This window comes from Thermosipho affectus (assembly GCF_001990485.1).
GTDB lineage: Bacteria > Thermotogota > Thermotogae > Thermotogales > Fervidobacteriaceae > Thermosipho > Thermosipho affectus.
The window spans coordinates 20,795-39,842 of sequence record NZ_LBFC01000021.1 but is presented as its reverse complement, the minus strand read 5'-3'; the positions used below and the strand labels follow the sequence as shown (position 1 = coordinate 39,842).

Annotated in this window: 21 protein-coding genes; 19 read left to right on the top strand and 2 right to left on the bottom strand. The window is 32.3% G+C overall.

The annotated features are described in order from the left end of the window. The first annotated feature begins 10 nt into the window (after positions 1 to 10). From XJ44_RS06385 to XJ44_RS06340, 10 genes are all read left to right on the top strand, one after another. Positions 11 to 1,549: an acyl-CoA carboxylase subunit beta gene (locus tag XJ44_RS06385; RefSeq protein WP_077198450.1), complete on the top strand. Its 1,539-nt coding sequence runs from the start codon at positions 11 to 13 to the stop codon at positions 1,547 to 1,549. A 10-nt stretch (positions 1,550 to 1,559) separates the two neighbouring features. Continuing rightward, positions 1,560 to 1,880, top strand: coding sequence for an OadG family protein (locus XJ44_RS06380; protein ID WP_077198449.1), 321 nt, complete (start codon positions 1,560 to 1,562; stop codon positions 1,878 to 1,880). Next, entirely contained in the window at positions 1,853 to 2,260 is a 408-nt protein-coding gene (locus XJ44_RS06375; protein ID WP_075666155.1) for a biotin/lipoyl-containing protein, read from the top strand. Before XJ44_RS06380 ends, XJ44_RS06375 begins: the two co-directional genes overlap by 28 nt. A gap of 10 nt (positions 2,261 to 2,270) precedes the next feature. Next, positions 2,271 to 2,672, top strand: a complete 402-nt coding sequence (locus XJ44_RS06370) for a cobalamin B12-binding domain-containing protein (RefSeq protein ID WP_075666154.1) — start codon at positions 2,271 to 2,273, stop codon at positions 2,670 to 2,672. Further along, entirely contained in the window at positions 2,669 to 3,547 is an 879-nt protein-coding gene (meaB, locus tag XJ44_RS06365; RefSeq protein ID WP_075666153.1) for a methylmalonyl Co-A mutase-associated GTPase MeaB, read from the top strand. The genes XJ44_RS06370 and meaB overlap by 4 nt, the downstream gene beginning before the upstream one ends. A 68-nt stretch (positions 3,548 to 3,615) precedes the next feature. Continuing rightward, entirely contained in the window at positions 3,616 to 4,572 is a 957-nt protein-coding gene (locus tag XJ44_RS06360; RefSeq protein ID WP_075666152.1) for a PhoH family protein, read from the top strand. Continuing rightward, on the top strand, positions 4,559 to 5,917 hold the full coding sequence (locus XJ44_RS06355; protein ID WP_075666151.1) for an HDIG domain-containing metalloprotein: 1,359 nt from the start codon (positions 4,559 to 4,561) through the stop codon (positions 5,915 to 5,917). The genes XJ44_RS06360 and XJ44_RS06355 overlap by 14 nt, the downstream gene beginning before the upstream one ends. Beyond that, positions 5,904 to 6,311: an rRNA maturation RNase YbeY gene (gene ybeY, locus XJ44_RS06350; RefSeq protein WP_077198448.1), complete on the top strand. Its 408-nt coding sequence runs from the start codon at positions 5,904 to 5,906 to the stop codon at positions 6,309 to 6,311. Before XJ44_RS06355 ends, ybeY begins: the two co-directional genes overlap by 14 nt. Before the next feature lie 7 nt (positions 6,312 to 6,318). Further along, positions 6,319 to 7,008, top strand: coding sequence for a DUF554 domain-containing protein (locus tag XJ44_RS06345; RefSeq protein ID WP_332881322.1), 690 nt, complete (start codon positions 6,319 to 6,321; stop codon positions 7,006 to 7,008). A gap of 14 nt (positions 7,009 to 7,022) precedes the next feature. After that, positions 7,023 to 7,796 carry a Rossmann-like and DUF2520 domain-containing protein gene (locus XJ44_RS06340; RefSeq protein ID WP_077198447.1) on the top strand — a complete coding sequence of 258 codons (774 nt, stop codon included), beginning with the start codon at positions 7,023 to 7,025 and terminating at the stop codon, positions 7,794 to 7,796. A gap of 12 nt (positions 7,797 to 7,808) precedes the next feature. On the opposite strand, the gene XJ44_RS06335 is transcribed toward XJ44_RS06340, so the two are convergent. Next, positions 7,809 to 9,230 (bottom strand): phospho-sugar mutase, encoded by a 1,422-nt coding sequence (locus XJ44_RS06335; RefSeq protein WP_075666147.1) that lies wholly within the window; start codon positions 9,228 to 9,230, stop codon positions 7,809 to 7,811. 201 nt (positions 9,231 to 9,431) lie between these two features. Here XJ44_RS06335 and XJ44_RS06330 point away from each other — a divergent pair, with 201 nt between their 5' ends. The 7 genes from XJ44_RS06330 (at position 9,432) to XJ44_RS06300 (ending at position 15,065) form a co-directional block, all read left to right on the top strand. Then, on the top strand, positions 9,432 to 9,965 hold the full coding sequence (locus XJ44_RS06330) for a helix-turn-helix domain-containing protein (RefSeq protein WP_075666146.1): 534 nt from the start codon (positions 9,432 to 9,434) through the stop codon (positions 9,963 to 9,965). A gap of 21 nt (positions 9,966 to 9,986) precedes the next feature. Beyond that, a complete protein-coding gene (gene speD / locus XJ44_RS06325) occupies positions 9,987 to 10,379 on the top strand; it encodes an adenosylmethionine decarboxylase (protein ID WP_077198446.1) in 393 nt (130 codons plus the stop codon). A 30-nt stretch (positions 10,380 to 10,409) separates the two neighbouring features. Continuing rightward, positions 10,410 to 11,291 carry a polyamine aminopropyltransferase gene (gene speE / locus XJ44_RS06320; RefSeq protein WP_075666732.1) on the top strand — a complete coding sequence of 294 codons (882 nt, stop codon included), beginning with the start codon at positions 10,410 to 10,412 and terminating at the stop codon, positions 11,289 to 11,291. A 71-nt stretch (positions 11,292 to 11,362) separates the two neighbouring features. Further along, positions 11,363 to 12,385: an extracellular solute-binding protein gene (locus XJ44_RS06315; RefSeq protein WP_077198445.1), complete on the top strand. Its 1,023-nt coding sequence runs from the start codon at positions 11,363 to 11,365 to the stop codon at positions 12,383 to 12,385. Between the two features lie 11 nt (positions 12,386 to 12,396). Further along, complete coding sequence (locus XJ44_RS06310; RefSeq protein ID WP_075666143.1) at positions 12,397 to 13,488, top strand: ABC transporter ATP-binding protein; 1,092 nt, start codon at positions 12,397 to 12,399, stop codon at positions 13,486 to 13,488. Beyond that, positions 13,489 to 14,298, top strand: coding sequence for an ABC transporter permease (locus tag XJ44_RS06305; protein WP_075666142.1), 810 nt, complete (start codon positions 13,489 to 13,491; stop codon positions 14,296 to 14,298). It abuts the gene before it with no gap. After that, entirely contained in the window at positions 14,295 to 15,065 is a 771-nt protein-coding gene (locus tag XJ44_RS06300) for an ABC transporter permease (RefSeq protein WP_075666141.1), read from the top strand. The genes XJ44_RS06305 and XJ44_RS06300 overlap by 4 nt, the downstream gene beginning before the upstream one ends. Here XJ44_RS06300 and rsmD read toward each other — a convergent pair. Beyond that, positions 15,048 to 15,626 carry a 16S rRNA (guanine(966)-N(2))-methyltransferase RsmD gene (rsmD, locus tag XJ44_RS06295; protein ID WP_233119532.1) on the bottom strand — a complete coding sequence of 193 codons (579 nt, stop codon included), beginning with the start codon at positions 15,624 to 15,626 and terminating at the stop codon, positions 15,048 to 15,050. The genes XJ44_RS06300 and rsmD overlap by 18 nt on opposite strands. Before the next feature lie 110 nt (positions 15,627 to 15,736). Between rsmD and XJ44_RS06290 the strand changes: the two genes are divergently transcribed. Together XJ44_RS06290 and XJ44_RS06285 are read left to right on the top strand one after the other, a co-directional pair. Beyond that, positions 15,737 to 17,560, top strand: coding sequence for an ABC transporter substrate-binding protein (locus XJ44_RS06290; RefSeq protein WP_075666139.1), 1,824 nt, complete (start codon positions 15,737 to 15,739; stop codon positions 17,558 to 17,560). Between the two features lie 52 nt (positions 17,561 to 17,612). Then, the gene (locus XJ44_RS06285; RefSeq protein WP_077198444.1) at positions 17,613 to 19,046 is read left to right on the top strand and encodes an ABC transporter permease; all 1,434 of its coding nucleotides are present in this window, start codon (positions 17,613 to 17,615) and stop codon (positions 19,044 to 19,046) included. The last annotated feature ends 2 nt before the right edge of the window (positions 19,047 to 19,048 follow it).

The following is a 19,048-nucleotide window of genomic DNA, read 5'->3' as shown; positions in this document are numbered from 1 at the left end:
AGGAAAAAACATGGAAGAATTAATTAAAAAACTAAAGGAAATGGAAGAAAAAATAGAAAAAGGTGGAGGAGAAAAACAAATTGAAAAACAACACAAAAATGGAAAACTAACAGCAAGAGAACGATTACAACTCTTATTTGATGAAGGAACATTCGAAGAAATTGACAAGTTCGTCAAACATAGAAATACACAATTTGGATTAGATAAAAAAGAATTACCTGCAGATGGAGTTATAACGGGTATTGGAAAAATTAACGGAAAACCAGTCGCTGTATTTTCACAAGATTTTACCGTTATGGGTGGTTCCTTAGGTGAGATGCACGCAAAAAAAATTGCCAAAATAATGGATCTTGCCCTTAAAATGGGAATCCCAATAATTGGTATAAATGATTCAGGTGGTGCCAGAATACAAGAAGGTGTAGATTCGCTATATGGTTACGGAGAAATATTCTTTAGAAATACACTCGCTTCTGGTGTAATACCACAAATAACTTTAATAGCAGGACCATGTGCCGGTGGTGCTGTTTATTCACCTGCCATTACAGATTTTGTTATAATGGTGGATAAAGTAGCCCAAATGTTTATAACCGGACCAAATGTTATCAAAGCCGTAACAGGAGAAGAAATCTCAAAAGAAGATTTAGGGGGAGCTTTTATTCACAACTCAAAAAGTGGAAACGCACACTTCATTACAAAATCTGAAGAAGATGCCATCCTACTAATTAAAAATCTTTTGTCATACCTTCCGCAAAACAACATGGAAGATCCAGAAATATCAAGTGGCGGTAACCTTGAAATTGATGATTCAATACTTAATATAGTATCTTCCGATTCTAAAAAAGGTTATGATGTAAAAAATGTAATCAAAAAAATAGTGGACAATGGAGAATTTCTTGAAGTTCACGAACACTTTGCCAAAAATATAGTGGTAGGCTTTGCAAGAATTAATGGATATCCAGTCGGTATAGTTGCAAACCAACCCAACGTATTTGCAGGTGTCTTGGATATAGATTCCTCAGACAAAGCTGCACGGTTTATAAGATTCTTAGATTCCTTTAATATTCCAATTATCACATTTGTAGATACACCTGGATATCTCCCAGGAACAAAACAAGAACACGGTGGAATAATAAGACATGGTGCAAAGATGTTATACGCATATAGTGAAGCCACAACATTGAAAATTACCATAATATTGAGAAAAGCATACGGTGGCGCCTATATTGCAATGGGTAGTAAACATCTAGGTGCAGACTTTGTAGCCGCATGGCCTACCGCAGAAATCGCAGTAATGGGACCTGAAGGAGCAGCAAATATAATTTTCAAAAAAGAAATAGCAAATGCCGAAAATCCAGAGGAAATGAGAATTAAAAAGATAGAAGAATATAAAAACGCATTCTCAAATCCATACGTTGCCGCGTCAAGAGGTTACATCGATGCAATAATTGATCCAAGAAATACAAGAAAATGGATAGCTAAATCAATTGAATACGGCAAAACAAAAGTTGAACCAAGACCAAAGAAAAAGCATGGAAACATTCCATTATGAGGTGAAATGAATGTTTATAATAACCATTATAGGATTAGTAACAGTTTTTTTGGTTTTTACGATACTGTACTTTGTCTTTTTACTATTTGGATTTTTCTCAAAAAAAGCTGCAATAAAATTGCCTCAAAAAATAGAATCACACGAGGACTTAACTTTAAATAATGAAGAAGAAGAAGAAATAGCAGCAATTATGGCTGCAATATATAGTATGTTAGGTCCAGTAACAGTAAAGAAAGTTTATAAAAAAAATGAAAACAGAGGTTGGACTGTCTGGAAAAAAACTGGATGGAGAGGTGTAAAAGGATGGTCAAAAAGTTCAAAGTTAGGGTAAATGGAAAAGAATACATAGTAGAAGTTGAGGATTTACAAGCTCACACACAAATTCTGCAAGAAAAAACACCATCAAATGTAGAAAACGTAAAAACACCAAAAGTAGAGGAAAAAACACAATCTAAACCTGAAACTGAAAAAATTGAACCAAAGAAATCATCTTCAGGTAGTCATACTATTAACGCCCCTATGTCTGGGCTTGTCTTAAAAGTGTTAATCTCCCAAGGCCAAAATGTAAAACCTGGTGACAAAGTTGTAATTTTAGAGGCCATGAAAATGGAAAATGAAATTATAGCCGAGGTAGGAGGAACTGTGAAAAATGTCCTCGTAAAAGAAGGAGATAATGTCGACACAGGACAAGCATTAATCGAACTTGAATAGGAGGGGGAAAATGGAAAAAAAAATAAGGGTACTTATTGCAAAACCAGGACTTGATGGTCATGATAGAGGTGCAAAAGTTGTTGCAAAAGCATTAAGAGACGCTGGTATGGAAGTTATATATACGGGATTAAGACAAACTCCAGAACAAATTATTCAATCTGCTATACAAGAAGACGTGGATGTAATCGGGCTTTCCATATTATCAGGAGCACATATGAGTATCTGTAAAAAAATACTAAAATTAATGGAAGAAAATGATTTTAACGTACCTGTTTTTGTTGGTGGTATAATTCCAGCAAACGACGCAGTTGAATTAAAGAAGATGGGGATAAAAGAAGTATTCGGACCTGGGACACCCTTAAACACAATCGTTAAAAAAATACAAAATTTCTTTACGGAGGTTAAAAATTGAAAGAACTCTTAGAAAAATTAAAACAAAAAGATCAGAGAGCACTTGCAAAGCTTATAACTTACGTTGAAAATAATACTGAAAATAATTTTGTTGACGATTTATGGACAAATGATTCGTTTGTTATTGGAATTACTGGAAGCCCAGGAGCGGGAAAAAGTTCTTTAGTAAATGCTCTAATTTCTGAAATTAGAGCAACAGAAAAAACTGTTGGGGTAATTGCGGTAGATCCTACAAGCCCTTTTACCGGCGGCGCATTTTTGGGTGACAGAATAAGGATGAAAAAACACTTCCTTGACAAAGGTGTTTTCATAAGAAGTATGGGCAGTGGAAATAGTCTTGGAGGTCTTAACGAAAGTATTTTTGACGTGATAAAACTAATGGATGCATTTGGATTTGATTATATATTAATTGAAACTGTAGGAGCCGGCCAAAGTGAAATTGATATAGTAAACGTATCTGATCTAGTTACACTCGTACTTTCGCCAGGAGCAGGAGATGAAATTCAACTGTTAAAAGCTGGAATAATGGAAATTGGTGATATTTATGTTATAAATAAAGCAGATTTAGATGGAACAGCATCTTTAAAGATCCAACTTGAACATATCTTATCACTCTCAAATTCTAAAAAAACAATAGTTGAAACTATTGCTACTTCTGGAAAAGGAATTAAACAACTTTTAGAAAATATAAATGATTTATTAAATAAATTCAAAGAAAATGGAGAGCTAAATACAAGAAAAAAACAAAGACAAAAAAGGCATGCAGAAACAATAGTAATTAGGAAGGTAAAAGAGATAATTTCCAAAATTGAACCTGAAGAAAGAGTCTCAACTTTGGTAGAAAAAACTCTTAATAAATTATGTGGTATAATTTAAAAAAGACACTTGGGGGATAGGGAAACTTTTTATTTACTAACTTAGAAGAACAAAAGTGAGGTGCATGAGTGATAAAAAAAATAACAATTCCAAAAGACATATTCATAGTCGAAATTTTTGGTCAGTATGACAATAGGCTTAGATATTTGGAAAAAAAATTTGGACTTGATATATCTGTTAGGGGAAATGAAGTTTTTTTAAAAGGAAAAAATGAAGAAAACATAAAAATCGTTGAAGGCATAATAAATGAAATGATAAATATTACACGAGAAGGACATTTACTGGATAAACAAGAATTTGAATATTTGGTATCGGAAAAGGAAACAGAAAAAAACTCTGAAATATTAACTGAAGTTATCACGAAAACTATTATCCATGGTAGGGTAAAACCAAAAACAAGAGGCCAAAAAAAGTACATAGAAGCCGTTGAAAAAAGTGATATAGTTTTTGTTATAGGTCCTGCTGGTACTGGAAAAACTTATTTGGCATCTGCGCTTGCTGTAGATTACTTAAAAAGCGGAAAAATAAATAGAATAATACTCACAAGGCCTGCTGTTGAAGCTGGAGAAAAGTTAGGTTTTTTACCTGGAGATTTATCTGAAAAAGTAGATCCTTATTTAAGACCTTTATTTGATTCCTTAATTGATTTAATACCTTTTGAAAAATTCATATCATACAGGGAAAGAAATATTATTGAAATTGCTCCCCTTGCTTACATGAGAGGTAGAACATTAAACAATGCATTTATAATTTTAGACGAGGCTCAAAACACTACTTATGAACAAATGAAAATGTTCTTAACTCGGATTGGATTCAGTTCCAAAGCAATTATTACCGGAGATATAACACAAATAGACATAAAAGAAAATTCTGGTTTGGTGATGGCAGAAAAGATACTTAAAAGTATAGATGGGATAGAATTTGTTCATTTAACTGAAGCAGATGTAGTAAGGCATCCTCTTGTAAAAAAGATAATCAAAGCATACGAAAAATATGAAAAAGGGGAAAAAAATGAAAAAGATTGACTTCGAAGGAATAGTTGTTTCGCTTATATCAGTAATTATAATTAATTCATTCGACTTTAATCTCGTAAAAGCTACAAATGAGTTTATTTTTTTAACTCTTTTATGGTATTTGGTCATTGAATTGTTGTTCAAATATATTTATTATTTCAAACTCCACAAAATTTATAAATACACATTTTATTTTTTATTCATAATAGGAATTTTGATTACTTATCCATCAATGAAAAATTGGGATGTCAGTCTTTCCCCATTTTTGATTTCATCGCTTCTTCTCACCTTACTTACCACATACGAAGTAGGCATAGCTGCAGGAATATTACAAAGTGTAATTCTTTCATTTCATCTTGGAAATTTTTACTCCCTATTTTTCTTTGTCCCACAAATTGTAATTATGAACTATCTAATAAAAAACATTGTAAGAAGAATTGAAATAGCAAAAGCTGCTACTTTTACTTCGTTAACGGCAATTCTACTTGTCGTTGCTCAAAGTCCACTTAAACCTTTCTATCTAAACGTATATACCTTTATATATGCTATTCTAAATCCATTTGTATCAACTGTCATAATTCTTGGAGTACTTCCCTATATAGAATATTTTTCAAGAATATATTCTAATATCGGTCTTGCAGAGCTTGCAAATATGAATCATCCTCTTTTAAAAAGACTATCCATACAAGCCCCTGGAACGTATTATCACAGTATTATGGTTGCAACACTTGCAGAAGCTGCTGCAGAAAGAATAGGTGCAAACTCTACATTTGCAAGAGTTGCCTCGTACTTTCATGATATTGGAAAAATGGTACGACCATATTTTTTTGTCGAAAATTTGAAAGATAAAAATCAAAATCCGCACAATCAAATAAGCCCTTTTCTTAGTCATATTATCCTGGAAGATCATGTAAAATCTGGTGTTGAATTTGCACGAAAGTATAGACTTCCTTTAAGAATAGAGTTTATAATTCCACAACATCATGGAACAAGAGTACAAAAATATTTTTACTTTAAAGCAAAAGAAATTGAAGAAAATGTAGATGAAGATTCTTTTAGATATCCTGGTCCCAAGCCACAATTCAAAGAGGCAGGAATAATAATGCTTGCAGACAGTGTAGAAGCAGCATTAAAGAGTATAAACACCTCAAACTATCAAAGAATTAAAGACAAAGTCGAAGAAATTGTGTCTGGTATATACAACGAAAAACAACTAGATGAATCTGGTTTAACTCTTAAAGAATTGGAACTTATAATCGATGAATTTATAAAAGTGATTATTAATATTACAAAGAGTAGAATAGAATATCCAAAAGAAGAAATTAAAAAGGTGGTGCAATCAAGTGATAACAACTAACAAAGAAATAGATAAAAAATACACCAAGATAGTTAAAGAAATTACAAAAAATGAATTGGGAAAAGAAGTAAACATAAATATTATCTTTGTTTCAAAAGAAGAAATCAAAAAACTAAACAACACCTTTCGAAAAAAGGATACAGAGACAGATGTGCTAACCTTTGTATACGGAGATGATGACTTATTTGCAGAAATATACATATGCGAAGATGTTATTAAAAGAAACGCCGAAACATTTTCAAATTCATTTGAAAAAGAATTGTTAATGGTCTTAATACATGCTTCTTTACACTGTTGTGGATATGACCATGAATACGACACAACTAACGCAGAATTAATGTTTAAAATACAAAACAAGTATTACGAAAAATACTTAAAAAAATTCAATCTATAAATAGGGTATAGATAAAAAGGAGGGATATGTTATTTTTACACCGATAATAAATACTATTTCGATAGTTATAGGAAGTCTTATTGGAATATTTATAAAAAAAGGGGTTCCAAAAAACATACAGAATATTTTATTTTACGCAGTTGGATTATCAACAATAGGTTTATCTTTAACAATGATCCTAAAGACAAATAATTTCCTCATCGTTCTATCATCGCTTGCAATAGGTGGAATTATAGGCGAACTTATAAATATAGAAGGCAAACTGAAAAAGATAGGTGATACAATAAAAGAAGGAGATTTTTCTACAGGTTTTGTTACATCATCTCTTTTATTCCTTGTTGGTCCTTTAACAATAATAGGTTCAATTACCGCTGGACTTACAAATGACGGTTCACTAATTTATATGAAATCACTTTTAGACGGTATCTCCTCAATTGTTCTATCTTCTATCTATGGCCTTGGAGTACTATTATCTGGTTTTTCTGTACTTGTTATTCAAGGTCTACTGGTTATCTTTTCCTCAAAATTATCATTTCTAACTACTCCCGCTTACTTAAATGATTTAATAGCCGCAGGTGGTGTTATGGTATTAGGCATTGGTCTAAAAATTCTTGAAATTAAAGATACTAGAGTAGGAAATTTTTTGCCCGCATTGTTAATCTGCCCTCTTTTAGTATTTTTGGTTAATTTATTTTAGGGAGGAAAATAAAAATGAAAATCAATGTTGCCGGACTTGGAAAAGTTACATCTGCCCTGCTTTTCAATTTAAAAGACAAAGTTGAAATTGGATACATTTTATCAAGAGACAAAGAAAAAGCAAAAATATTCTCAAAAAAAATTGGAAAGGGCACTCCCGTATCATATAGCGATTCCTTTAAGTTTGAAGATGTAGTTTTAGTAGGATACAACGATACATTTCTTCCTGAAGCAAAAAATATGCTAGAAAAGTTTATACCTACTAATACATCTGTAATACATTTTAGTGGATTTTACCCCTCAACTATTTTTCCAGAAAAATGGAATCCTGCGTCTATCCATCCAAATTGTCCAGTAATAAACGAAAATACAAAATTTACAAATGTACCTTTTGGGATAGAAGGAAATGTAGATTTAGCAAAGAAAATAGTGGACCTCTTAGGTGGTATATCTTTTATAATACCAACAAATGCTAAAATTAACTATCATCTCTCTGCGGTAATAATGAGTAACTTTACTCATTCTTTGATATATATTGCAGAAAAGATATACGATGATGCAAAATTACCAAAAGAATTATTCTTTAAAGTAATGGAAAGCTTGCTAAAAAATACAATTGAAAATATCAAAAATTACGGAACAATTAAGACTATAACCGGCCCTATTGTCAGGGAAGATTTGGAAATAATAAACGCAGAAATGGAACTATTTTGTGGTAAATTCCCAGAACTATGCCCTCTTTTCGATTCATTTATCCAAGTAATATTATCTATAAAAGAGGAAAAATAAACGAAAGGGTAATTACCCTTTCGTTTTTTCTAATATATCTTTAAACTTTTTTACAAGTACTTCTAAATTCTCTATGGATTTTTCCTTGTCTTCAGATACGGTCATAACATATGCTTTCAATTTTGGTTCAGTTCCAGAAGGTCGTACAAAAATTTTACCTTCCTCAAACATTATTTGAATAGTTTCGTTAGGTTCAACATTACCATATCCTTTTGAATAATCTATTATATCCAAATCCATTTTCTTTATTCTTCCATAAATTTCTTTGGCTATATTTACACTCTTAAATTTAAAGTTTAAAAGCTTTTCTTGGTAATATCCATATTTTTGATAAAGTTCCTCTAATCTATCCAATAAATCGTATTTCTTTGAAACCACGGCAACTAACGCAGAACCTATCACTCCATCTTTATCTCTTGAAAGATCTCCCGTAAGATATCCACAACTCTCTTCAAAACCAAATAAAAATTTATATTTACTATTTTCTGCGAGATAGCCTATATATTTAAAGCCAGTTGGTGTCTCAAATAATCTTACTCCCTTTTCCTTACACATGGGTTTCACCATATCCGTAGTCACAATAGTTTTAACTATCATACTGTCTTCATCTGCATAGTTTAATAAGTAATCAGATATAAGAACTCCCACTTGATTGCCTGTTAAACGTATTCCTTTATAAACAACTCCTACTCTATCACAATCTGGATCAGTTGCAATTCCAAGATCTACATTATGTTTTTTCATGTACTTTCTCAATAAAGTTAACGCTCCATCATCTTCCGGATTTGGAGATTTTACAGTGGGAAAATTTCCGTCAAATGTGCACTGCTCCGAAACAGGTATTAATTGCGCACCTAATTTTTTTAATACAGACATAACTGGTTTTAAACCAGTTCCATGTAACGGTGTATACACTATTTTAAGTCCATTTAAATCTGTTGAAATTAAACTGGTTACTTTTTCTATGTATTGATCAAGCAATTCATCTTGGACGTATTCAAAATTTTCTGAAAGTTCTATAGGCATATTCCATGCTTTTTCCACATAATCTGCCAAAACATTTGTAATTTTAGGTATAGCTTGGACTCCATCAAAAGTATAAACCTTATATCCATTATATTCAGGTGGATTATGACTTGCAGTTATAACAATCCCCATATCACATTTTAATTGCCTTACCGCAAACGATAAAACAGGAGTAGGAACCGGCTGTGAAAACAAAAAAACTTTATGACCATCTGATGCAAAGACCCTTGCAGATAAATCTGCAAATTTTTTTGAATTATTTCTAGTATCGTATGCAATAACTACACTTTTTAAATTATTATCTTTCATATAATTAGAAACACCTTTACTTGCAACCATAACTGTTTTTTCGTCAAATTCTCCCTCTCTCATTACTCCTCTAATTCCACCAGTTCCAAATAATATCATTATCAAACCTCCTCTCATCATCTTCTTTGTAATTATAACACCTAAAAATCTAATAAGTGCTATTTTTAACGCATTTTTCTCTTATTTCGTTACCTTTATTTTACACAAAATTAACTTGAAAGAAAGTGAAAAGATTATATAATATGTTGTGTATCATAAACATTTTTTGTTTAGTATTATAGACATCAACGGGGTGGGAAGTTGAAATTAGGCTCTAAAATAAGGACTTTAAGAGTGGCTAGGGGGTACACTCAAGAAGAATTAGCGGATAGATGTGATCTTTCTAGAAGTTTCATATCTCAGCTTGAAAATGACCAGGTTTCACCTTCGATAGACACTTTAGAAAGAATATTAAGAGTCCTAGGAAGTGATTTAAAAACATTTTTCTCAACAGACAAAAAACAAGAAAAGATAGTTTTTAAAGTAAGCGATAGAGTTCCAATGTATTTAGATGAATTAGGCATAAAAGGTTTTATTTTAATGGACAATATCGAAGACAAGTCAATTGATCCAAAGTTAATTGAGATGGAACCAGGTTCTGAAACTGAAGAAGAAGAACCCCATGAGGGAGATGAATTCGGATTTGTTATAAGTGGAAAGCTGGAATTGATATTAGATGGAAAAAAATATAAAGTAAACGAAGGAGATTGTTTTTATTATTGCGCCGACAGAAGGCATAAAATAAAAAATCCTTATAAATCCAAAGTAAAATTCATTTGGATTGATATTGAATAAAAAAGAAAGGGAGGGATTAACATGAAAAGCTTAGGAAGACATATTATAGCAGAATTTTACGACTGTGATAAGGAAATACTGGATGATGTTGAAGTTATTGAAAAATCAATGAAAGATGCAGCATACGAAACTGGTGCTACATTAGTAAACTCCTCATTCCATAGATTCCTCCCATATGGAGTAAGTGGAGTAGTAGTTATTTCCGAATCACATTTAACCATACATACCTGGCCTGAGTATGGTTATGCAGCTGTGGATTTATTTACCTGTGGCGATGATGTAGATCCTTGGAAGGCATTTTCTTATTTAAAAAGAGCTCTTAAATCTCAAAGAGTGCATGTTGTAGAACACTTGAGAGGAAAATATGATGAGATTGGTATTCCAGAAAATTCCCCACACAAAATGGAGGTGTAAACTATGAATGAAAATATAGAAAAGAAAATAATGAAAGATTTCCAATATGGATTTGTTCCTAATAGACATCTTTGGTATTTTGAATACTATACCCCTGGAAACACGGGGATATTTATGAAAATAAACAAACCATTATATTCTGCTCAAAGTAAATATCAGAGAATTGATATTTTTGAAACTGATTTTTTTGGAAGGGTATTTTCTTTAGATGGTATCACGATGACCACTGAAAAAGACGACTTTTTCTATCACGAAATGCTCGTTCATGTACCTATGTTTATGCACCCCAATCCAAAAAAAGTGCTCGTAATCGGTGGCGGAGATGGCGGAAGTGTTAGGGAAGTTTTAAAACACAAAAGCGTAGAGAAAGTTGTCATGTGTGAAATTGACCAAATGGTTGTTGAAGCCGCAAAAAAATATCTTCCTGTAACAGCTTCAAAACTTGATGATCCTAGAGTAGAACTTGTTTACGAAGATGGTTCTCAATTTGTCAGAAATTTCAAAAACGAATTTGATGTAATAATTATAGATTCTACAGATCCAACTGCTGGTGAAGGTGGACACTTATTCACTGAAGATTTTTACAAGGCATGTTACGACGCATTAACCGAAAATGGTACACTTTCAGCTGAATCAGAAGATTGGTTATATGATGGTGCATGGATGAGACTTGCTTATTCAAGAATTAGAAAGACATTTCCTATAACCAAACTTTATCTTGGATTTATGCCAACATACCCAAGTGGAATGTGGTCTTATACATTTGCATCAAAAGGACTTGATCCATTAAAAGATTTTGCTCCCGAAAAAGTTAAATCTTTCCAAGAAGAATTGAAATATTATAACGAAGAAATTCATAAAGCAGCATTTGCTTTACCTACATTCTTAAAAAATGAATTGGAGCAGCTATAATGCCTAAAAAAATTCAATAAGAGGATGGACTTTACGTCCATCCGTTTTTATTGGAAAAGGAGGGGAAGTGCATGAAAAAATTCTGGTTCACACTTGGGCTAATTGCTATTTTTGTTGCAGTTACTTTCTTTGTAGTTCCTAGAAAAAAAGTACTCTATATATACAATTGGGAAGAATATATACCTGATGAAGTTATCAAATCCTTTGAAGAAAAGTATAACTGCAAAGTTGTGTACGATTCATTTGCCTCAAATGAAGAAATGTATGCAAAAATAAAAGCTGGCGGTGGTGGATACGATATTGTATTTCCATCTGGCGATCATGTTTCAATAATGAAAAAAGAAGGGTTGCTTCTAAAATTAGATCTTAACAAAATTCCAAATTTCAAGTATCTTGATCCTGAGATATTGGGAAAAACTATTTACGATGAAAATCACGAATATAGCGTACCATATATGATGGGTTCAACGGGAATTTGTGTAAACAAAAAATACGTAAAAGATTATAGTCACTCATGGAACATATTTTTAGATCAAAAACTAAAAGGAAGAATGACATTACTCGACGACATGAGAGAAGTTTTTGGTGGGGCTTTAAAATACTTGGGATACTCTGTAAACACAACAAATCCAAAAGAAATTGAAGAAGCTAAACAATTAATACTCAAATGGAAGGAAAACATAGTTAAATTTGACGCATCTTCTTATGCAAATGGTATTGTAAATGGTGAATACTGGGTTGTCCACGGCTATGGTGAAGACATATTCCAAAGAATCCCCGAAGGTGAAGAAGATAACTTTGACTTCTTTATACCAGAAGAAGGAGGCACACTTTGGATAGATAACATGGTAATCCTTAAAGGTGCAAAAAACGTTGACCTTGCATACAAATTTATAAACCACATTTTAGATCCCAAAAATGCGGCTATAATAGCAGATTTCCTTGCATTACCTTCGCCAAATATAGAAGCAAGAAAATACATTAAAGAAAAACCCATCTACACAATTGAAGACCTCAAAAACTGTGAATTTATAAATGATATAGGAAGTGCAATAGAACTTTATAACAAAGCATGGCAAGAAATAATAATGTAAGGAGAAGTTAAATGATTGGGAGTACAGTCACTATAAAAAATATAAATAAATCCTTCGATGACTTTAAAGTTTTAAAAGACATAAATTTAGAAATCAAAAAGGGAGAATTTTTCTCCCTTCTTGGTCCTTCAGGATGCGGCAAAACAACCCTTTTAAGAATTATAGCTGGACTTGAAGATACAGACACAGGGGATATCCTTTTTGATAACACCTCAGTGTTAAACATCCCCCCAAATAAAAGACCGGTAAACACTATCTTTCAAAATTATGCTCTATTTCCTCATCTAACCGTATTTGAAAACATTGCTTTCTCTATGCGATTAAAAAAATTTTCAGAAACTGAAATAAAAGAAAAGGTTGAAAAACTATTGAATCTTGTAAAACTTGAAGAACATGCTATGAAAAAACCTCATCAACTCTCAGGTGGGCAAAAACAAAGGGTTGCCATTGCAAGAGCACTCGCAAACGAACCAAAAGTACTTTTACTAGACGAACCAGTAAGTGCTCTCGATGCAAAATTAAGACAAGAACTCTTAATAGAATTGGACAATTTGCACGATCAAGTGGGTATAACATTTATATACGTAACTCATGACCAAGCAGAAGCGTTAAGTATATCTGATCATGTTGCAGTAATGAATGAAGGAAAAGTTGTACAATATGGAACCCCCTATGAAATTTATGAAAGTCCTGCTAATAAATTTGTTGCAACTTTTATTGGGGAAACAAATCTTATGAAAAGTAAAGTTATAGAAATAAATGAAGAGTTTATCAAAGTTACTACACCTGGAATCGGTGAATTTATATGCTATAAAGATAAGGATGTATCATCAAATGATAATATCTTAATTACCCTAAGACCTGAAAAAATAAAAATTTCTAAAAAATCTTTAAACGGAAAAAACGTTTTTCACGGAATAATTGAAGAAGAAATATATATGGGATATCAAACTAGGTATTTTGTAAAACTAGATAATGGTTACATCCTAAAGGTTTACAAACAACATATAAATTATCTATTGGATGAAACGATATTAACCTGGAAAGATGAAGTATTTGTAAGTTGGGATCCAAACGATAGCTTTATTGTTGAGGTGGAATAGATGAAGTACACATTTGGATATAGTTTCTGGCTAATTTTTTTCTTTCTCATACCAATTTTAATAGTACTTAGCTTTAGTTTTATGCAAAAATCTCTATACGGTGGTATTAATTTTTCATTTTCATTAGATGGATACAAATCTTTATTTTCTGTTAGCTATCTGAAAATACTATGGAGGAGTATCTGGATATCATTGATTGCAACTATATTTACAGTCTTACTTGCCCTTCCAACTGCTTATTTTATTGCAAACAGTAAACTTAAAGATTTCTTGCTTCTTTTAGTTGTAATACCGTTTTGGACAAATTCACTTATACGGATTTATGCATGGATATTTGTTCTTGGAAATAACGGAATTATAAACCAAATTATTTCAAAAGTCACAAATCATTATGTACAATTCTTGTATAATCCTTTTGCGGTAATTTTAGTCATAGTGTACACATATTTACCTTACGCAATAATTCCCCTTTTTGCATCCATTGATAGAATTGATAAGTCAATGATAGAAGCTGCTCTTGACCTTGGTTCAAACAAAGTCAAAGCTTTTTTTAAAGTATTAATACCAAATATAAAGTCTGGAATCGTCACATCTACAATTTTTGTATTTATACCCGCACTAGGTTCATACGCGATTCCAGACCTCATTGGCGGAAAAAATTCCAAAATGATTGGAAATGAAATAGTAAGACAATTAACCGTTGCAAAAAACTGGCCAGCTGCATCTGCCATTTCTGCAATATTAACCATTTTCACACTCATTGGTGTACTTTTATTTGTAAAACAAGCAGAAAAAGGTGAAAAAAGATGACACCAGGAAAATTATCAAAAATATTAACAATTCTCGTTTTAATATTTTTTTACATACCAATTTTTATTGTAGTGGTCTTCTCTTTTAATAACTCAAAATCACCTGTATGGGTAGGATTTAGTTTTCACTGGTATAAAGAACTATTTTTTAATGCATTCGATATTTGGCATGCCTTCTTCAACTCAATCTTTGTCGCACTATTATCAAGTTTTGTTGCAACCTCTTTTGGGACACTAGCGGCAATAGGATTGTATTGGGAGAAATTTAAATCAAAGAAGTACATTTGGATACTTTCATATTTACCATTAATAATACCCGATATTATTATTGGAGTTTCTCTTTTAATATTTTTTGTCATGATAAACATAAGATTAAGTTTATTTACAATCTTTGTAGCACATACCACCTTTTCCCTTCCCTATGCAATGATGATAGTATTTTCCAGGTTACAAGATTTTGATAAAAGTATAATAGATGCAGCATATGACCTTGGGGCAACAAAATTTGAAACATTGACAAAAATCATAATTCCTGCGAGTTTTCCAGGCATATTAGCCGCATTTTTCATGTCACTTACGCTTTCAATTGATGATTTTGTAATTACATTTTTTGTAGCTGGCCCCGGTTCAACAACACTTCCTTTAAAAATATATTCCATGATACGATTTGGAATATCACCAACAATAAACGCAATTTCAACTATAATGTTAATTGGAACTATCCTATTAAGTGTTTCAATGAAAAAATACTTAAAGTATATTTTTTAACTTATACATATCTATAACAACATCTCCATACCGTTTTATTTTTAATACCTCCAAACCGTCTGGAGGTATTATTTTTTCTCTCTTAGAATGTTCAACAACTAAAATTCCATTTATTTTTAAAACTTTGTGCGTATATTGTAATAATTCATTAACTATCCCAAGACCAAAAGGTGGATCCATAAACACTATATCGTATTTATCTTTTGATGTTCTTAAAAAAACCCTTGCATCTTTTTTTACGATTTTAATCTTTTCTTTCAAATTAATTTTATTTATATTCTTATTAATAGTCTTGACGGACTTTGCAGAAACATCAACAAAAGTTACTAAACCTGCACCATTACTTAAAAATTCAATTCCCACAACACCACTTCCCGCACATAAATCCAGTACATCTTTTCCTTCCAAATCCAACATATTTACGAGAGCCAACCTTACTATACTTGGTGTATACCTAGTTTTCACATTTGGAACTGTTTCAATTTTTGTTCCTTTAAACTTCCCAGATTCAATGTACAACACACTATCACCTCTACCTCTAATATAAACATATTCTATCAATATTTCTATCTATTTTATTTGACTTTTTTGTTTCAATTTATGTATAATATATCATGTCGGTTACCAAAACTTTGCCAACATTACATTTCTTAAAAGGAGGGGGTCTTTATATGAAACGTTTGTTAGTATTTCTAACTATTTTATTTAGTATTTTTCTATTTGCTGAAACAGTGGTTAACTATGCTTTACTCGAAGATATCACAACAACAAATATTTGGAATTTACTTGGTTCAGGTTCATCTTCTTGGAACTTTTATGTACAACTTTGGAAATATCCTTCACTCTTATCTATGAATAAAGATGGAATGTTAATACCAGCGGCTGCTGCTGAAATTCCAAAAATAGTTGAAGAAGACGGAATGTATACAGTTACTGTAAAAATCAGAAAAGACTTAAGGTGGAGCGATGGTTCACCATTTACCGCAGATGATGTGGTATTCACCTTTAATACCATCCAAGAACTCCAAATCCCAGGTGGTAATTGGACGGGAGCATATGAACCAAAAAAAGTTGAAAAAATTGATCCTTGGACAGTTAAGTTCTATTTTGAAGAGAAAAAAACTATGACTATTTACTATGACACCCTTATGACTGCAATAGTATGCAAAAACTTCTGGGAAACATATGTGGAAAAGGCAAAAAAACAAGAAAATCCAGTTAACTGGTTATTAAGCCAAGAAGTAGTCGATCCAGGAATTACAGCATTAAATCTTGGAAAAATCGAAAAAGGTGCATTTGTAGAAGTTAAAAAGGAAGTAGAAGATAATTTCTATTGGGCAAAAGGCGAAAAATCCATATACTTTGAGAATGGAGGTTTCGTTGTTGAAAATCCAAACAGCGGTTATAAATGGACAAGCAACAATCCAAAACCGGATGGAAACATAAAGCTCGAAGTAGCCAACGGTCCATACATTGATAAAATTATATACAGAATATACGGAAACAAATCTGTCGCGCTCCAAGCACTTCAAAAAGGTGACGTGGATTTCGTTCTTAATCCAAATGGTCTGACCTCTGGTGAATTTGAATCTCTGAAAGGCGTACCTGGTATAAAATTAACGGTAAATCCATCACTTGGTTTCAGATACCTTGCGTTTAACATGAGAAAATTCCCATTTAACATAAAAGAATTCAGGCAAGCAATTGCCGCGTTGATAGATAGAGATTATATTTGTAACAGAGTCCTTCAGGGAAAAGCAATTCCTCTTGCAACTCCCGTTCCACCCGCAAATACGTTCTGGTTTAATCCTGATGTGAAGACTATAGGAGAAGGGCTCTCAAGAGCCGAAAGATACCAACTAGCAGTTGAACTCCTCAAAAAAGCCGGATTTAGTTGGGATCAAGAACCTGTAATTAACCCGAATAACCCAGCAAATCCTATAAGCAAACGCGGAAAAGGGCTCAAAGGTCCCGATGGAAAATACGTTCCAGATCTTGAATTACTTTCCCCATCCGGAGAATATGACCCAATGAGAGCAACAACGGCAATTTACATTGAACAATGGGCTAAAGACCTCGGAATACCCGTCGATGTGAAACTCACCGATTTTAATGAAATTGTAACAAGGGCATTTGACGAAGTTGATTTTGATATGTACATGCTTGGTTGGGGTATCGGAAGAGTTCCAACATACTTTAAGAGTTTCTGGTCATCTGACCAAATGGCTCCAGAAGGTTTTAACACCCCAGGATACAACAATCCAGAATTTGATGCCTTAGTTGAAGAATTTGAAATGGCTGATAATTTTGACGAAGCTGTTGCTGCCATAAAAGAAGCTCAACAATTACTTGCAGATGATCTTCCATATATAATACTCTTTACAACACCAATTTACGAAGCATATAGAGATACCATACAATTTCCATATACAGATACACTTGATGGTATTCAAAACTACAATGGATTCCCAGAAAACGTAATGAAAGTAAAATAAACCTTCCCCCCTCGTTTTTCGAGGGGGAATTCTACAAAAAGGAGAGGTGAAAATGAATACAAAACTTTGGATGCAGTTAATAATAGTATTAGTATTTTTTGTATTGTTATTTATCCATCCATACACTTCTTTTGGAGTAATATTACCACTGTTCGCAATAATTACAACAGCATTTAATACAAAAAAAATTCATCATTATATATTTTTGATTATTTCACTTTTACTTTATTTTTCAGCGTTTTTTGGATTTAAATACTTCTTTATATTTAGTCCAAGATTTAATTATTTGCTTTCTATTGTTTTGTACTTATTTTCACTACCATTACCCGGCCTCTTTAAGTTTATAAGAAACAGAATATATCAGATGTTAATCTTGTTAATAATATATATAACCGTTGTATTTTTCATATTCCTTGCAATGCCAGGTGATTATACTTCTAAATTTCTTGATCCAAAAATCATGAAACAACCTGAGATGATGGAAAAAATAAAAAAATTATTTGGTGTTGGTGACCCGTGGTACGTAAAATACGCAAAGCATATGCGAAATTTCTTTAACTTAGAACTTGGCATATCATTTTCCGAATATCCAAAACCTGTTGAAGAAATCATTGCCGAAAGGCTCCCTCGAACAGTATTTCTATTTTTAATGACAACCCTTTCATCATATATCTTAGGATACAATCTTGGAAAAAGAATAGCTTGGAAACGCGGTGGCATTTCAGATAAAGTGGCAACTTTTGTTGGAATTATTTTTTGGACAATATTTACGCCTTTCTTTATGCTCATTATGATTTGGCTTTTTGGTGTTGTTCTGAAAATCTTCCCAATTAGTGGGTTTATAGAACCATCGAAGTGGTTAAATGTAAGTTTTTCAACACAGGATGTGTTTATTAGATTACTTTTAAGTGCATTTTTAATGGTTGTTTTCTGGACAGTTGGACTAATTGTTGCCACATTTATGAAAACTAAAAAATCTAAGACAGTATCTATGCTTAGTATAACCTTTTCTGGGATCTCAATTATTATATTATACTGGTTGTTTAATGGATACGGATACTACGCATTGGATATAATTTACCATGTGATATTACCAGTTTTATCCCTCACAATATTGGGATTTGCAGGTAGTATGTTAGTAATGAGAGATACCATGCTCGAAATAATAAAAGAAGATTACATTACAACTGCTAAAGCTAAAGGTCTTCCAGACAAAGTGGTAAGAGATAAACATGCAGCAAGAACAGCTCTTCTACCTTTAGTTACAAGTTTTGTACTTTCACTTGCAACTACAGTTAGTGGCGGTGTTATTACCGAAACAATGTTTTCTTGGAAAGGTATGGGACTTACTCTTTTAAACGCCACACTTGTCCAAGATACACCTCTTGCAATGGGATGTTTAACGTTTACCGGTGTTTTTATACTTATAGCTCATTTGGTTGCAGATATCCTATATGCAATACTTGATCCTAGAATTAGATATTGAGG

What these genes read in the sequence shown, in the direction of transcription:
- XJ44_RS06385 (WP_077198450.1), top strand. Translation starts at nt 11, where the DNA reads ATGGAAGAATTAATTAAAAAACTAAAGGAAATGGAAGAAAAAATAGAA.
- XJ44_RS06380 (WP_077198449.1), top strand. Translation starts at nt 1,560, where the DNA reads ATGTTTATAATAACCATTATAGGATTAGTAACAGTTTTTTTGGTTTTT.
- XJ44_RS06375 (WP_075666155.1), top strand. Translation starts at nt 1,853, where the DNA reads ATGGTCAAAAAGTTCAAAGTTAGGGTAAATGGAAAAGAATACATAGTA.
- XJ44_RS06370 (WP_075666154.1), top strand. Translation starts at nt 2,271, where the DNA reads ATGGAAAAAAAAATAAGGGTACTTATTGCAAAACCAGGACTTGATGGT.
- XJ44_RS06355 (WP_075666151.1), top strand. Translation starts at nt 4,559, where the DNA reads ATGAAAAAGATTGACTTCGAAGGAATAGTTGTTTCGCTTATATCAGTA.
- XJ44_RS06340 (WP_077198447.1), top strand. Translation starts at nt 7,023, where the DNA reads ATGAAAATCAATGTTGCCGGACTTGGAAAAGTTACATCTGCCCTGCTT.
- XJ44_RS06335 (WP_075666147.1), bottom strand. Translation starts at nt 9,230, where the DNA reads ATGATATTATTTGGAACTGGTGGAATTAGAGGAGTAATGAGAGAGGGA.
- speD (WP_077198446.1), top strand. Translation starts at nt 9,987, where the DNA reads ATGAAAAGCTTAGGAAGACATATTATAGCAGAATTTTACGACTGTGAT.
- speE (WP_075666732.1), top strand. Translation starts at nt 10,410, where the DNA reads ATGAAAGATTTCCAATATGGATTTGTTCCTAATAGACATCTTTGGTAT.
- XJ44_RS06315 (WP_077198445.1), top strand. Translation starts at nt 11,363, where the DNA reads ATGAAAAAATTCTGGTTCACACTTGGGCTAATTGCTATTTTTGTTGCA.
- XJ44_RS06310 (WP_075666143.1), top strand. Translation starts at nt 12,397, where the DNA reads ATGATTGGGAGTACAGTCACTATAAAAAATATAAATAAATCCTTCGAT.
- XJ44_RS06305 (WP_075666142.1), top strand. Translation starts at nt 13,489, where the DNA reads ATGAAGTACACATTTGGATATAGTTTCTGGCTAATTTTTTTCTTTCTC.
- XJ44_RS06300 (WP_075666141.1), top strand. Translation starts at nt 14,295, where the DNA reads ATGACACCAGGAAAATTATCAAAAATATTAACAATTCTCGTTTTAATA.
- XJ44_RS06290 (WP_075666139.1), top strand. Translation starts at nt 15,737, where the DNA reads ATGAAACGTTTGTTAGTATTTCTAACTATTTTATTTAGTATTTTTCTA.
- XJ44_RS06285 (WP_077198444.1), top strand. Translation starts at nt 17,613, where the DNA reads ATGAATACAAAACTTTGGATGCAGTTAATAATAGTATTAGTATTTTTT.